This window comes from Flavobacterium cheonanense, assembly GCF_039539185.1.
Taxonomy (GTDB): Bacteria; Bacteroidota; Bacteroidia; order Flavobacteriales; family Flavobacteriaceae; genus Flavobacterium; species Flavobacterium cheonanense.
In genome coordinates this window covers 1-14,144 of sequence record NZ_BAABCT010000001.1, presented here as the reverse complement: position 1 = coordinate 14,144, position 14,144 = coordinate 1, and the positions used below count along the sequence as shown (strand labels likewise).

General features: G+C 31.2%; 10 protein-coding genes and 9 tRNA genes. 18 read left to right on the top strand and 1 reads right to left on the bottom strand.

Translation table 11 applies throughout. From position 1 onward, the window contains the following. Nucleotides 1–70: 70 nt before the first annotated feature. The 18 genes from ABD766_RS00095 to ABD766_RS00010 all read left to right on the top strand — a co-directional run bounded on the left by ABD766_RS00095 (nucleotide 71) and on the right by ABD766_RS00010 (nucleotide 12,729). On the top strand, nucleotides 71–604 hold the full coding sequence (locus ABD766_RS00095) for an SMI1/KNR4 family protein (protein ID WP_344814809.1): 534 nt from the start codon (nucleotides 71–73) through the stop codon (nucleotides 602–604). A 1,047-nt stretch (nucleotides 605–1,651) separates the two neighbouring features. Beyond that, entirely contained in the window at nucleotides 1,652–3,073 is a 1,422-nt protein-coding gene (locus ABD766_RS00090; protein WP_344814808.1) for an RtcB family protein, read from the top strand. Between the two features lie 270 nt (nucleotides 3,074–3,343). Further along, a complete protein-coding gene (locus ABD766_RS00085; protein ID WP_344814807.1) occupies nucleotides 3,344–3,985 on the top strand; it encodes a RipA family octameric membrane protein in 642 nt (213 codons plus the stop codon). A gap of 5 nt (nucleotides 3,986–3,990) precedes the next feature. Continuing rightward, nucleotides 3,991–5,193, top strand: coding sequence for an SIR2 family protein (locus ABD766_RS00080; RefSeq protein ID WP_344814806.1), 1,203 nt, complete (start codon nucleotides 3,991–3,993; stop codon nucleotides 5,191–5,193). A 70-nt stretch (nucleotides 5,194–5,263) separates the two neighbouring features. Then, nucleotides 5,264–7,093 (top strand): ATP-binding protein, encoded by a 1,830-nt coding sequence (locus ABD766_RS00075; RefSeq protein ID WP_344814805.1) that lies wholly within the window; start codon nucleotides 5,264–5,266, stop codon nucleotides 7,091–7,093. 153 nt (nucleotides 7,094–7,246) lie between these two features. Beyond that, entirely contained in the window at nucleotides 7,247–7,393 is a 147-nt protein-coding gene (locus tag ABD766_RS00070; RefSeq protein WP_344814804.1) for a hypothetical protein, read from the top strand. Nucleotides 7,394–8,652: 1,259 nt separating this feature from the next. Next, nucleotides 8,653–8,724 (top strand) — tRNA-Asn (locus ABD766_RS00065). A 6-nt stretch (nucleotides 8,725–8,730) separates the two neighbouring features. After that, nucleotides 8,731–8,804: transfer RNA gene (locus tag ABD766_RS00060), tRNA-Arg, on the top strand. Nucleotides 8,805–8,808: 4 nt separating this feature from the next. After that, nucleotides 8,809–8,881 (top strand) — tRNA-Arg (locus ABD766_RS00055). Between the two features lie 5 nt (nucleotides 8,882–8,886). Further along, nucleotides 8,887–8,960 (top strand) — tRNA-Lys (locus tag ABD766_RS00050). Between the two features lie 25 nt (nucleotides 8,961–8,985). Next, nucleotides 8,986–9,056: transfer RNA gene (locus ABD766_RS00045), tRNA-Asp, on the top strand. A 308-nt stretch (nucleotides 9,057–9,364) separates the two neighbouring features. Continuing rightward, nucleotides 9,365–9,436, top strand: a tRNA-Pro gene (locus ABD766_RS00040). A 176-nt stretch (nucleotides 9,437–9,612) separates the two neighbouring features. Further along, nucleotides 9,613–9,685, top strand: a tRNA-Leu gene (locus ABD766_RS00035). Nucleotides 9,686–9,691: 6 nt separating this feature from the next. After that, a tRNA-Phe gene (locus ABD766_RS00030) sits at nucleotides 9,692–9,764 on the top strand. A gap of 41 nt (nucleotides 9,765–9,805) precedes the next feature. Then, on the top strand, nucleotides 9,806–10,120 hold the full coding sequence (locus ABD766_RS00025) for an HIRAN domain-containing protein (RefSeq protein WP_344814803.1): 315 nt from the start codon (nucleotides 9,806–9,808) through the stop codon (nucleotides 10,118–10,120). A gap of 18 nt (nucleotides 10,121–10,138) precedes the next feature. After that, the gene (locus ABD766_RS00020; RefSeq protein ID WP_344814802.1) at nucleotides 10,139–10,459 is read left to right on the top strand and encodes a hypothetical protein; all 321 of its coding nucleotides are present in this window, start codon (nucleotides 10,139–10,141) and stop codon (nucleotides 10,457–10,459) included. A gap of 538 nt (nucleotides 10,460–10,997) precedes the next feature. Beyond that, a tRNA-OTHER gene (locus ABD766_RS00015) sits at nucleotides 10,998–11,061 on the top strand. Nucleotides 11,062–11,628: 567 nt separating this feature from the next. Beyond that, on the top strand, nucleotides 11,629–12,729 hold the full coding sequence (locus tag ABD766_RS00010; protein ID WP_344814801.1) for a slipin family protein: 1,101 nt from the start codon (nucleotides 11,629–11,631) through the stop codon (nucleotides 12,727–12,729). Nucleotides 12,730–12,927: 198 nt separating this feature from the next. Here ABD766_RS00010 and ABD766_RS00005 read toward each other — a convergent pair whose 3' ends face one another. Continuing rightward, entirely contained in the window at nucleotides 12,928–13,992 is a 1,065-nt protein-coding gene (locus tag ABD766_RS00005; protein WP_344814800.1) for a serine hydrolase domain-containing protein, read from the bottom strand. Nucleotides 13,993–14,144 lie beyond the last annotated feature (152 nt).

Here is a 14,144-nt window from a genome sequence, read left to right as displayed (position 1 = left end):
TATTGCGCAGTAGTTTTTGAATCTTTGTCTAGAGAAAGAGAAGTTCTTTTAATTATTAAAAATAAGATTCATGAAAATTGTTGAATTAAAATATAAAATAGAAAAGAAGTTTAGAAAAATTAAAGTTCATAATGATTGTTGGGGTTTTCAAGTTCAACCTAATACTAAGTTTTGTAAAGGAATTAGTAGAAAAGAAATTGATGAATTAGAACGTTTATTTGGATTTGAATTTCCTTGGCTTTATAGAGAAATGCTCTTGACTTTTACAGGATTTGATAAACCATTAATTTCAATAGATCCTGAAAATGGCGCTGTTAAATATGACAACTCAAGTTTCTTTTATCACTATCCTTATGAGTTTGAAAAATCTAAATGGTTAGTTGAAGAAATTAATAATAATTACGAAGAAGCATTATTTGTTATTAATGAAGCAGGGTTTGATGCATCTAAAATAGTTGGGTTTGTTCCTATTCATAATCATAGAGCATTAGTTGTTTTTAAAGATAAATATTTGTCACCTGTAATTTCAGTAGTGGGTGCAGACATAATTTTGTATGGAGATACAATTATTAATTATTTAAAAAATGAATTTATAAATAGTTGATGTATTTGTATTGAAAATATACTATTGAGATTCTTCGTTCCTCAGAATGACAAAAAGTGTAGTTCATTGAAATAAAAATAAATAAACAAGTGTCGTAGATAAGTGTTACTTCGCTTTTAACGACGGTGTCGCGGGTTCGAGTCCCGTCTCTTCCACAAGTAGAAAATAAAATGGGAGAGTAGCTCAGATGGTTAGAGCACGATAGGTCACTTATTGCTTTTTACCTTGTTTTAAAAATAAAAAAGAATGTCGTAGATAAGAGTTACTTCGTCACATTTGGGGAGGAATAGCGAAGTTGTAAAATCAGCAAGGCTATCCAGTTCGACTCTGGCACTGACATGCCCCATTTCTCTTATCGCTTTTTACTTCTTTTAAAATTAATGAAAAATGTCGTTTACAAGAGCTACTTCGACTTAAAATCCAATGCTACTCTTGTCAATTATTACTTTTTCAAAAAATAAGATGCCGTATGTAAGTGTTCCTTCGTTGGTAGATTTAATTAGGTTCGACTCCTAAATGTCACTTATAATCCATAGCTCTTAAAAAAAAAGAGTGTCGTCAGGAAAGGATTCCTTCGTCCAAAGAAATTCAAATCCTTCCTAAACATTACCTCTTTTAAAATTTTATATAACTACGCAAATTAATTGCGCAGTAGTTTTGAAATATTTGTACTGTAAAATTGAAGTTACAGGTTATAAAGCTTCTCGATACAATTTTCTATTTCAAAAACTGTCGTTTTTAAAACAGAAAATCACTCGAAGTGACGGTAAAGTTAAATAAAGCTTCTCGATACAATTTTCTATTTCAAAAACTGTCGTTTTTAAAACAGAAAATCACTCGAAGTGACGGTAAAGTTAAATAAAGCTTCTCGATACAATTTTCTATTTCAAAAACTGTCGTTTTTAAAACAGAAAATCACTCGAACTGACGGTAAAGTTAAATAAAGCTTCTCGATACAATTTTCTATTTCAAAAACTGTCGTTTTTAAAACAGAAAATCACTCGAAGTGACGGATGAATTAAATAAAATAATTAAAGAATTACTAAAATGAAAACACCAATCAACGGATTCGACTTACAGGAATTAGGATTACCGCAAGGACAAATTATCGGAATTGCTTTGAAAATTAACAGCAAGCGCCACGGATTTACTCGTGAGCAGATGTTGGCTCATTTTAAATTAGTTCTTGAAACTCCAGAAAACTATATCGATGATGCTATTTTTAGCAAATTGGCGGTTGCATTGATTGAAAAAGCCAATGAAAAACCAGAAGATTTCATTCAATTGAATCCTAATCCGAATGCTTTTGCGGCTTATGGTTTAGAGCATATTGAAGACGGCGCAAGAAAGCAAATGGAAGTTGCCATGCAATTACCTGTAACGGTTGCTGGCGCTTTAATGCCCGATGCTCATCAAGGTTATGGATTGCCAATCGGTGGTGTTTTAGCTACTAAAAATGCTATTATTCCTTATGGTGTTGGTGTCGATATTGGTTGTAGAATGGCATTGTCGGTTTATGATATTCCTGAAGCATTTTATTATGCGAATGAAGATAAATTCAAACGTGAATTGATTGCGCATACTAAGTTTGGTGCAGGTCACGGATTTCAAGGTCAGTACAAATCCGATCATTCGGTTTTGGAAAGCCCATTGTTTGCTGAACATACTTTCATCAAAAACTTGAAAGACAAAGCTTGGTCGCAATTGGGTTCATCTGGTGGTGGAAATCACTTTGTGGAATTTGGAATTATGGAATTTACAGAAGCTGATGAAATCTTGAACATTCCGAAAGGAAAGTATGTGGCTTTATTGACGCACTCGGGTTCGAGAGGTTTTGGTGCCACCGTTGCCGGACATTACACCAAAATTGCCAAAGACGTTTGTAAATTACCTGAAGTAGCTAGAAACTTAGCTTACTTGGATATGACTACCGATTTAGGTCAGGAATATTGGATTGCTATGAACTTGGCTGGCGATTATGCTTCGGCGTGTCATGAAGTGATTCATACCAAAATGGAACGTGCTTTGGGTGCGACTGTTTTAGCCAAAGTAGAAAACCACCACAACTTTGCTTGGAAGGAAGTTTGGAACAACGAAGAAGTAATTGTGCATCGAAAAGGTGCCACTCCTGCTGGAAAAGGCGTTATGGGAATTATTCCAGGAAGTATGACTGCGCCAGGATTTTTGGTTAGAGGAAAAGGTGAGGAGAACGCCATCAACTCGGCATCGCATGGTGCAGGACGACAAATGAGCCGAACGCAAGCCGAAAAAACAATCACTAAAACCGAAATGCAAAACATATTAAAAGACCATAATGTAACCTTGATTGGCGCAGGTTTAGACGAAGCACCAATGGCTTACAAAGACATTCATCAAGTGATGGCAGCGCAACAAGAATTGGTTGATGTGGTTGCTACGTTTACACCAAAGTTAGTTCGAATGGCGGATGATGGAAGTAGAGAGGATTAGGGTTTAGTGTTCAGTGCTCAGTGTTCAGTGTTCAGTGTTCAGTGTTCAGTGCTCAGTGCTCAGTGTTTAGTGTTTAGTGTTTAGTGAGCAGTTAGGAGTTGGAATGTTATATAAAATTTGGAAGTCGCAGGTTCAAATCTTGCTACGCAAACAAAGTAAGTCGTATAGTTTAGTTGGGAAAATAGCCGAATATTGTTGATAAAACACGTAATTCTACGTGTTTTTGTCGTTGTTTTTTTGTTAAATTTGGAAGATGATATTAATTAAACTATGAGTGAACCAATTTCAAAGAAAAAATTTTTAAAAGAATTAAATGATTTTAAAAAACTTGAACAAGATAAAAAAGAGAAAGTTTTTGACTTGGCATGGAAATCAAAAGAATTTGAGATTGAATTATATTGGAAAAGAGCAGGTTATTTTTGGGCATTTCAAGCATTAATTTTTGCAGGTTTTTTTTCTGTAACATCATCAAATGATTTTGATGAGAAGAAATATTATTTACATTATATAATTTGTTTTGGTTTTATTACTGCTTTGGCATGGTGGTTTATAAATAAAGGAAGTAAAACATGGCAAAGACATTGGGAAAAGGTAGTTGATGTTTTAGAAGATTATGTAATTGGAAAATTATATAAAACTAATACCTCTGAAAAAACTTATTCAGTTTCCAAAATAAATGAACTTATTAGTAAATTTTTCATGCTAATTTGGTTGTACTTACTTTTGAAAAGTACTTTTTTTGATTTCAAGATATTTGAATGTCAAAAGGATATTTTAAAAGTAGAATGGAAAATATTAATTGTTAATTTAATTACAATTTACATAGTTTATGAAATGTATTTTGGCAAAGGTAGAGGTAGATTTAAAGAAAGAAATATCCAGTTTTACAGAAGAAATATAAAAGTAAATTAACAACTATGTTAGACGATAAAAAATTAGAAAAAATAAAAAAAATATTAGAAAGTTGTCATATAAATTTTCTAATTGGTTCAGGTGCTTCAACTGATTATTTTCAAACCTTAAACATGGTTGAAAATTTATTGACTGAACTAAATAGCAAAATTAATAGAGATACTAATGAATTTAAAATCATAGATTGTTCCATAAAATATGCTTATTTTCAAAAATGTATAAGAGGTAATCTTGGTTTCAATAATAAAAGAATAGCAGTTGAGCGAAAGGAAGAGTTTAGAAATACATTGAATAATTATTGTCAGCTTATTTCTGCTTTAAATACAATTCTTACTCGAAGAAAAACTAACATAATTAGTAAACAAATTAATTTATTTACTACCAATATGGATTTGTTTTTAGATTATACTCTTGAAAAATTGAATATTGAGTTTAATGATGGTTTTTATGGCAGACAAAATCCTGTTTTCTCAACAAGTAATTTCAAGAAATCAATTTATCAAGTAAGTGCTCATTATGATAATAAAACAGAGTTGCCAACTTTCAATTTATTCAAAATGCATGGTTCAGTAAATTGGAGATTAAAAAAAGATTCAATATATCATGATAACCAATTAGATGTTTTGTCAAGATTGAATGAAATTAAAGTATTGCCAGAAACATTAATTAAAATTGAAAAAGGAATAACTATTGAACAGCTAAAAGAGAAATCAAACAAATTAAAAGTAACTAAAGAAATTGAAAGTTTTTTAATGATTTACAATGAGTTAGTGATGGTAAATCCGACTAAAGAAAAGTTTGCTTTAACTACGATAGATTATAATTTCTACGAACAATTAAGGATGTATTCTAATTCTCTAGAAAGGGAAAATAGCATTCTTTTTGTTACAGGATTTTCTTTTGCTGATGAACATATTAAAGAAATTACACAGAGAGTTTTACGAAGTAATCCAACTTTGATAATGTATGTATTGTGTTATTCAAAATCAGATGAAGAAAAAATTAAAGAATTATTTCCACAATATCATAACATAACAACCATTCATATTACTGAATCTTTTTGTTTGAAACATCAAATCTTAAATATTTTTGACCCGCTTGCGAGGGAATTTGATAGCAAATATTTTTTAGGTGAAGAAAAAACTAAGGAATTGAAAGAACAACTAGACAAAGAAACCAAAACAGAAACTACAAATAGAGAAGGATAATGATTCAATATTAAAAGTAGGAACTGTTATTGCAGTTAAAGGCAGAACCATTGAAGTTGCTGTAGACAAAATGAAAAATGCGTCACATTTGCTTCATAATGGTAATGTAATTAAGAATGTTTCTGTTGGTAGTTATCTAAAAATAGCTAAAGGATTTGCCGAATTAATAGGAAAAATTGAAAGTGAATTTATCCAAGAGGACAAGTTAAATTTGTCATCAAATTACTCCAATTCTAAAAACAGAATCAAAAGGATTTTAGTTGTTACATTAGTTGGCTTTATCAATTCTGAAAATAATCAAAAAGAGTTTAAACAGGGTTTAAAAGAACTTCCTTTAATTGAAAATGAATGTTATTTGTTAAATGAAGATGAATTTGAATTAATACACAAGTTTGCAAAAGATACTGAAGATGCCATACAAATAGGAACATTATTAAACGAAACAAGTGTTCCAATAAAATTAGGAGTTGACCGGCTTTTTGCAAGTCATATTGGCATTTTTGGTAATACAGGAAGCGGTAAATCATATTCTTTAGCAAAAATTTATCATGAACTTTTCAATAAATACAAAAAAGAAGCAAAATTCAGAGAAAATGCAAAGTTTGTTTTAATTGATTTTAATGGTGAATATGTAAATCCTAAAACGGATGATGGAAAATATAACAAGATAATCCTTGAAGAAGAATTTAAGGATGAATTCATACTAGGAAATAAGAAAAGTAAATTTCCAATTTCTAAAGAGTCAATTGAAAGTGTTGAAATATTGTCAATTTTACTTGATGCAACTGAAAAAACACAAAAACCATTTTTAGATTCTGTATTTAATTATAACATATTTAAAAACGAAAATTTTAATTTTAAAAATTTTATTAAAGAAGAAATCATTGAAATATTAATTTTCAAGAAAGATAAAAATCTTGGTGTTAGAGTTCTATTTGAACTTTTCAAAGATATAAATGATTGTTTTGAACAAGGTAGTAACATATATGAAGAGATTAGAAAGTTTATAGGAAAAGAAATAGATTTTAGAACTGATGAAGGTAAATTTTATTTAAAAAAAGGAATGTTAGGAAGAGCAAATAAATCTACCTCTACTGACAATAAAGGTTATACTGAAGAAAATTTAGATTTTTATTTTAAAGTTCCTTTTTTCGAATTAATAGATAAAATTGAGTTTCAACAAAATGAATTGTTTTTTATTAAACTTAAGATTGTTTTAAAGTACTACAAAGATTATGTCTCTGGAAATTTGAATGCCGAATTTATTGGTCCTTTAAAATCAAGAACTATTAAAATTTTTCGACAGCTTTTTTATTTAATTGAAATATCAAACAATACATCAAATTCAAGTAAAAATACAACCATAATATCATTAAAAAACATAACAGATCAATCAATAAAAAAGGTATTGCCTTTAGTAATTTGTAAAGAATTTTACGATAGTCATAAAAAAAAGAATAACAAATCTAAGTACTTAAACATAATCATTGATGAAGTTCATAACATATTATCAAAAAATTCCATTAGAGAAAGTGAAACATGGAAAGATTATCGTTTAGAAACTTTTGAAGAAATTATTAAAGAAGGAAGAAAATTTGGGGTTTTCTTGACTATTGCAAGTCAAAGGCCTTCTGATATTTCAGATACTATCATATCACAATTACACAACTACTTTTTACACCGTTTAATAAACAATAAAGATATTGAAGCTATTGGTAGAACAGTTTCTTACTTAGATAAAGTTTCTTTTGAAAGCTTATCAATTCTTCCACAAGGTGCTTGTATTTTAGCAGGACTTTCAGCCGATTTGCCTGTTGTAATTAAAGTTGATAAAATCGATGATGATTATAAACCTTACAATGAAACAATACAATTAACTCAACATTGGAACGATGAATAAAAAAAATGATGAAGTTATTTAAACTTAAAAGAGATGACCATCCAAGACCTAAAATACCAAAACCTAATCCTCTTCGAAGTTATATCGGGCAGTAAGTTGTTTGGGTTATTGTAAAAGAAAATAGTTATATTTATTTTATCAATTCTATTAAACATGAATTACAAAATATCATTTCAGGAAAGAGCCAAGATTGGATTTGAAATTCTTTCCAAGCAAAAGCCAGTTACAATAGAAGAAGCGAGAGCACAAGCAGAACGATTAAGACTATCAAGTAAATCAAAAGGTAAAAAGAATAAATGACCATCCAAGACCTAAAATCCCAAAACCTAATCCTTTAAAAAAATAAAGAATTATAAATACAAGTAATAAAATCAAAATAGTAGCTTAATCCAAATTAATTCCTACATTTGCCCACGAAAATAAAAACAAATGCACACAATTCAATCACTTTTTAATCTAAATATAGACCGTTTAGCAGGAAAATATCCTGTTGGATGTGGTGGACGTTGTAGGTGTTTTTATGAAATTGAAAGTTAATTTTAGAAAAATTACCAAAATATATACAAAACGTCCTATGAAAATGGGACGTTTTTTTTGTTTTAAAAAGAGAATAGAGAATAGAGAATAGAGAATAGAGAATAGAGAATAGAGAATAGAGAATAGAGAATAGAGAATAGAAAAAAGAGAATAGAAAAAAGAGAATAGAAAAAAGAGAATAGAAAAAGGAGAAAAGAATAAAGAGTATTTCCATTCAGATTAACTTCAGAAAATTGATTCTTAATAAATTTTAATGTTCTTAATAACTTAAAAAGAAACAAAAACTTAGTGACTTAGTGTCTTTGTGGCAAAAAAATGAAAAAATATGTTGAATGAATTATAATTATAGCGCCATATAACCTTGAAAAGTAACCAAATGAGAGACAGTCATTTGACACTAATAAGGCATCTACTAGAATAGTGGACAGGATTTTCTATGTTTAAAAATAAGATTAACTAATTGAAAATCAATAAAATAAATTGTAAATAAATTTGGAAGTTAGTTTTTTTTGACTTTATCTTTGCAGCGGAAAATTAGTAATCAGTGTTCAGTAATCAGTGTTCAGTGTTCAGTTTTCAGTTTTCAGTTTTCAGTTTTCAGTCGCAGTTTTCAGTTTTCATTCACAGTTTTCAGAAAATAGAAAATAGAAAATAGAAAATAGAAAATAGAAAATAGAAAATAGAAAATAGAAAATAGAAAATAGAAAATAGAAAATAGAAAATAGAAAATAGAAAGTATAGTTTACAGCAATACAATATACAACAATACAATAATACATTATACAATAATACATTATACAATAAAAAAAATGAGATCACGATATAATTTACAAGTACAGGAAATAAAAGCTTTAGCAATGAAAGATTGTTTACTACATAATAAACTGAATGGAGCTCCGAGTTTTGACTTTGGGTTTTACAATATACAGGTGCATCAATGCAAGCCAATGGAATAGTAGTATTCTGTTGTTATGATACGAAGCACCTTTTACGAGGTGCTTTTTTTGTGCCTACTAATTACTGATTTTGTAGCTCAAGGGTAGAGCGGTGGCTTGTTAAGCCAATGGTTGTAGGTTCGAATCCTTCCAGAATCGCAAAATAATTTCGTAACTCAATTGGATAGAGTATTGGTTTTCTAAACCAAAGGTTGAAGGTTCGAGCCCTTCCGGAATTACAATGATTTTGTAGCTCAATTGGAGAGAGCAATAGCCTACGAAGCTATAGATGAAGGTTCGAGTCCTTCCAGAATCACAATTAATTTCATAGCTCAGTTGGTTAGAGCAACTGCCTTTTAAGCAGTGGGTCGGAGGTTCGAATCCTTCTGGGATTACTAGAGTTTTTTTAGAAAGGAACTTGGCTTATTGGGGTAATGGCAACCTTCTCGACTGTCTCTCGAGAACTACGAGTTCGATTCTCGTATAAGCCGCAAATTTTTTAGTGTTCAGTGTTCAGTTTTTAGTGTTCAGTATAAGTCTATCGTCACTTCGAGTGGTTTTTACGGAATGCAATGGAGTAAAAATTGTATCGAGAACTACTGAAAACAAAAGCTTCTCGATACAATTTTAGCAAAACAGCTAATCGCAGTTTTCCTAAAATCACTCGAAGTGACGAGGTACTAAGGTTGTTTTTAACCTATTGGAATAAATAAAATGGTGTTTTTAGTTTATTAGGTAAAATATCAAACTGTGGATTTGAAGTACAGGGTTCGATTCCCGAAAACACCCAAGAATAAAGCTGAGAAGATAACGGTGGTTGTTTACTCGCCTTGGACGCGAGAGGTCGCAGGTTCGAATCTTGCTTCTCAGACAAATAATGGAAGTACGCCGAAGTTAGAGAGTCGGGCTTGTCTGTAAAACAAGTGTTTAGGTACTGAGTAAGTGCAAATCTTACTACTTCCACAAACTGATTCATATTGTAATTGCTTAGCATAAGAGACTTTGACTCTCTCAGTTCAGGTTCGAGTCCTGATGAATCAACAAAATGCAGGAATGGCGAAATGGTAGACGCGTCAGATTTAGGATCTGAATTTTGAAGGTTCGAGCCCTTCTTCCTGTACAAAAAGGAACAGTGGTGTATGTGGTGTGCACGTTAGTCTGAAGAACTAGAGGTATTCGTTCAACTCGAATCTGTTCCACAAGTAGTAAAACTTAATTATTAATTAAAAAAAGAGAAATCATGAAGATGGAACATTTAGCACATTTTACTATTGCAGGTTTTACCTACTATGAAGGCGCAATGGTTTTTAGAAAGCTTAAAGTAGGTAAAGCTTTAGAACTTAGATTGGATTCGGATAATAAATTTGACGCAAGAGCGGTTGCAATCTATTACAAGGACAGTAAATTAGGTTTTGTACCTAGAGGAGAAAATAGAATTATATACAAATTATTGACCTTAGGAATGAATAAACATCTTAAAACAACTATTCAAAAGATTGACTCAAGAGAACATCCCGAAAGTCAAATTATGGTAGTAATTCATTTGATTAATTAACATTTTAAAATAAAAATTATGAGACAAGATATAGTAAAAAGATTTTTAACCAATACCGATGAAACTGGAAGGTTTTTAATGAAGTCGAGGTTGACAGGAATCACGTATTTCGTTGAACCCATTTATAACGGCAAGACACCTACTTGGGGTGATTTGAATCCTGCAACTGGACAAATTGAAGGGAATTATGGTTCTAAATATACTGGAGCGGTTACTAAAAAGGAATCACTCATTACCGAAGAAAACGGATTTCAAAACATTGGTTATTTTAAGGGAAGTCCTTTTGGAGCCATAGAAGTTCGCGATAAGGAACATCAAAGAAGATTGGGATTATTGTAATTTATTATCACTGCGCAGAATAATTGCGCAGTGGTTTTGAAATCTTTGTTCAAGAAAAACGAGGTAATTGTTTTAAAGCTTCTCGATACATTTTTTGGCTCATACGATTGGAGTTAAAAAGAAGAAGGTAGTAAGCCAAAAAACACTCGAAATGACGGTGAGGTGTAAAAGCTTCTCGATACATTTTTTGGCTAACACGATTGGAGTTAAAAAGAAGAAGGTAGTAAGCCAAAAAACACTCGAAGTGACGGTAAAGTGAAAAGCTTCTCGATACATTTTTTGGCTCACACGATTGGACTAAAAAAGAAGAAAGTAGTAAGCCAAAAAACACTCGAAGTGACGGAAATAGTAAAGTTCATTGATTTATATAATATCAAACAAGTCTTGTTGGGTGTTTCTGTATAGCACTATTGTAGTATTCTTTTCGCAATGGCGAATGATGTTGTACTGTTCAACTTGATTTGGAGGTTTCGGATGATTTTTCCAAAAAACCATCTACCACTATGGGTCGTGGGTTCGAATCCCACTCTCGTTTGCGAACGAGATAGTTCAGTTAGGTTAGAACAATAGTAATTTGGATACGCAGGTTCGAATCCTGCACGCAATTCGATGCGTTTGACAGTGGCCTGTCCCTTTTTAGACTCAAAATCTAAATAGCCAGAGTAGCATAGCTCTTAAAATGAATGTACCAAGAAAACAGGTTTGTCTTTGTCGGCAAAGGAGAAAAAAAGTGTTCAAATGATGCACTCAGGAGAAGACCTGAAAATGAAAGGATTTGATTGGAATTTATGTTGCTTTAAGATTTGATTACAAAAATGATTGCGTACAATTTTGAATTTGTAAAATAGAATGGCAAACCAATGTAAAGGAAGTACAAACACTTTGTTTTCCGTCGGTATCTGAGGATGAGGACAAACAGGTTTTTTTATTTTAGAAAGAGTGAAGAGTGAAGAGTGAAGAGTGAAGAGTGAAGAGTGAAGAGTGAAGAGTGAAGAGTGAAGAGTGAAGAGTGAAGAGTGAAGAGTGAAGAGTGAAGAGTGAAGAGTAAAGAGTAAAGAGTAAAGAGTAAAGAGTGAAGATTAGAACTTAATACTATCAAATTAACAAATACATAATGAAACTAATATCCTTTGTGACTTAGTGTCTTTGTGGCAAAAAAAAAAATAGAAATGATGATTAAAAGAATTAAAGTGAATGCTTACCAAGTTGGTTTGGTGTTCAAAAATGGAAAGTTAGTAGCAGTATTGCAAGAAGGTACTTTTTGGATTTTTGGCAAAAAAAATGTATTGATTTATGAAATGAAGAGTTCCTTTGTTGCTCCAATAGAATTGACTATTTTGTTGCAAAATGAGCAGTTGGCTTCTATGTTGGAAGTGGTTGAAGTAGCCGATAATGAAATTGCTTTGTACTTTGTTAATGGCATTTTCAAAGAAGTTTTGGCAACCGGAAGGTATCCATTTTGGAAAGGTTATGCTGAAAACAAATTTGTAAAAGCCGATTTGTCTAAAGTGAATATCACTGAGCAAATTCCGGTTACTTTATTGGAAAATTTGAAAGTGAGACCTTTCACTAGAAAATTTCAAGTGTTTAACTACGAGAAAGCCTTATTGTTTGTAAATGGTTCTTTTGTGAAAGAATTGACTGCAGGAACCTACTACTTTTGGAACAATGCTATTTCAGTTGAAGTGAAAGGTGTGGATATCAGGCAACAACAAATGGAAATCTCAGGTCAGGAATTATTGACTAAAGATAAGGCAGCTTTGAGAATAAATTTCTTTGTAAACTACCAAGTAGTTGATGTTATGAAAGCATTGGTTAACAACAAAGAGTTTGATAAGCAGTTGTATGTTGCTATGCAATTGGCATTGAGAGCTTTTGTAGGTACTTTTACTTTGGATGAATTGTTGAATAGAAAAGATACTATTTCAAAAGAAGTTTTGGAACAAGTAACTGATAAAATCAACAATTTGGGATTGGTTGTTTTCAATGCCGGTATAAGAGATATTATCTTGCCTGGAGATATGAAAGAAATCATGAATCAGGTTTTGGTGGCCGAGAAAAAAGCCCAAGCCAACAGCATCATGAGACGTGAAGAAACTGCGGCTATGAGAAGCATGTTGAACACAGCCAAATTGATGGAAGAAAACGAAATGTTGTGGAAATTGAAAGAGATGGAATACGTTGAAAAAATCGCTGATAAAATTGGTGAAATCACCATTTCAGGTTCTGGAAACGTCATCGGTCAATTGAAGGAGATTTTCGTTAAATAGGAAAAACCACGAATGGGAAACTGTTCGTGGTTTTATGTAAAATATTTTAAAAAAAATTAAAACAGCAGATATAATTAAAGACCATGAAATTATAGTTCTTCAATTTTTAATTTATTGTTGCTACGAAGTTAGGAGACTTCGCAGAGCTGGGAAAGTAAGCACAGGGATTGGTACAAACTGTAGTTGGCAGTAGTTTTTTTAGTTACTGTATAATTTAGCAATCTCTTCTATAAAATCTTGAGGATGTGAACCCATTAAATTTGTCAAAATTACTATTGAAATATTTTTCTTAGGATAAATAAACAATGCATTTCTTGAACCACCCATTAAAGCAATTATTGGATTTTCAACTCTTGAACTTAATGAAAAACCAATTGAACTTCTGTCGAGCAAACCATTTTCTTCATATTGTTTTCCATTTTCTAATTCAATGGGTTTTAAAAGAATTTTAAGATTTTCAGCATTGATTAATTGATTAGTTTGTAATGCAATTACCCATTGTGCCATTTCGGTAGCTGTCGCATATATACCACCAGCTGGCAATAAATTTGAAGGCATTGGTTGATAAACATTAGTCAGAACATTATTTCTAAAATAAGTATAAGGTCTGGCAGAGTTATTGATAATGTTATAAAAATCTCCAATTCCTGCTTTCATGGCGTTTTTCATTCCAGCTTTTTTGAATTGGTTTTCGGTAATAAATTTTTCGAACGACTGTCCACTAATTTTTTCAATAAGCATTCCAAGTAGTAAGTAATTTGTTAAGCATATTTTCACATGTTTTCCAGGTTCAAAAGCAATGGGTAGTTCTTTGATTTTTTCGAACAAAATAGTACCATCTTCCGATAGCATATTGCCTTGAGAATCCCAAACATCAGGTAGTCCCGATTTATGAGTTGCCAGTTGTTCTATTGTAATTTTTTGCCAAGTATTGGGTAGATTATCCAAATAGTTTGAAATAGGTTCTCCTAGGTTTAGTTTTCCATTTTCGACTAATTGCATTATTGCAACTCCTGTGAATGCTTTAGTAATAGAATTAAGACTAAAAACAGTTTCTCTATTGACTGCAATAGAATCTTGAATATTAGCGAATCCATAATGACTAGTTTTTACAATAACATTATCTTTAATTACTGATAATTGTAAACCGACAATTTTATGTTTTTTGATAAGCTCTTTTATCGCTAGATCAACTTTGTCTTCTTGTGAAAAAGTATTATTGCAAACCGTTAAAAAGGTAAGTAAAAGCAATATTTTTTTCATTTTTTTTAATTTATCTTGAGTCTGTTGTCATGTCCTAAAATACGTTGACCATTTTTAGGTTATTAATTAATTCAAAAATACGGATTTGTAATCGGAAGATTGATAACTTTTTTTAAAAAATTCCCTTCGGGTTTTAAAAAAGTTACCAACAT

What these genes read in the sequence shown, in the direction of transcription:
- ABD766_RS00095 (WP_344814809.1), top strand. Translation starts at nt 71, where the DNA reads ATGAAAATTGTTGAATTAAAATATAAAATAGAAAAGAAGTTTAGAAAA.
- ABD766_RS00090 (WP_344814808.1), top strand. Translation starts at nt 1,652, where the DNA reads ATGAAAACACCAATCAACGGATTCGACTTACAGGAATTAGGATTACCG.
- ABD766_RS00085 (WP_344814807.1), top strand. Translation starts at nt 3,344, where the DNA reads ATGAGTGAACCAATTTCAAAGAAAAAATTTTTAAAAGAATTAAATGAT.
- ABD766_RS00080 (WP_344814806.1), top strand. Translation starts at nt 3,991, where the DNA reads ATGTTAGACGATAAAAAATTAGAAAAAATAAAAAAAATATTAGAAAGT.
- ABD766_RS00075 (WP_344814805.1), top strand. Translation starts at nt 5,264, where the DNA reads ATGAAAAATGCGTCACATTTGCTTCATAATGGTAATGTAATTAAGAAT.
- ABD766_RS00070 (WP_344814804.1), top strand. Translation starts at nt 7,247, where the DNA reads ATGAATTACAAAATATCATTTCAGGAAAGAGCCAAGATTGGATTTGAA.
- ABD766_RS00025 (WP_344814803.1), top strand. Translation starts at nt 9,806, where the DNA reads ATGAAGATGGAACATTTAGCACATTTTACTATTGCAGGTTTTACCTAC.
- ABD766_RS00020 (WP_344814802.1), top strand. Translation starts at nt 10,139, where the DNA reads ATGAGACAAGATATAGTAAAAAGATTTTTAACCAATACCGATGAAACT.
- ABD766_RS00010 (WP_344814801.1), top strand. Translation starts at nt 11,629, where the DNA reads ATGATGATTAAAAGAATTAAAGTGAATGCTTACCAAGTTGGTTTGGTG.
- ABD766_RS00005 (WP_344814800.1), bottom strand. Translation starts at nt 13,992, where the DNA reads ATGAAAAAAATATTGCTTTTACTTACCTTTTTAACGGTTTGCAATAAT.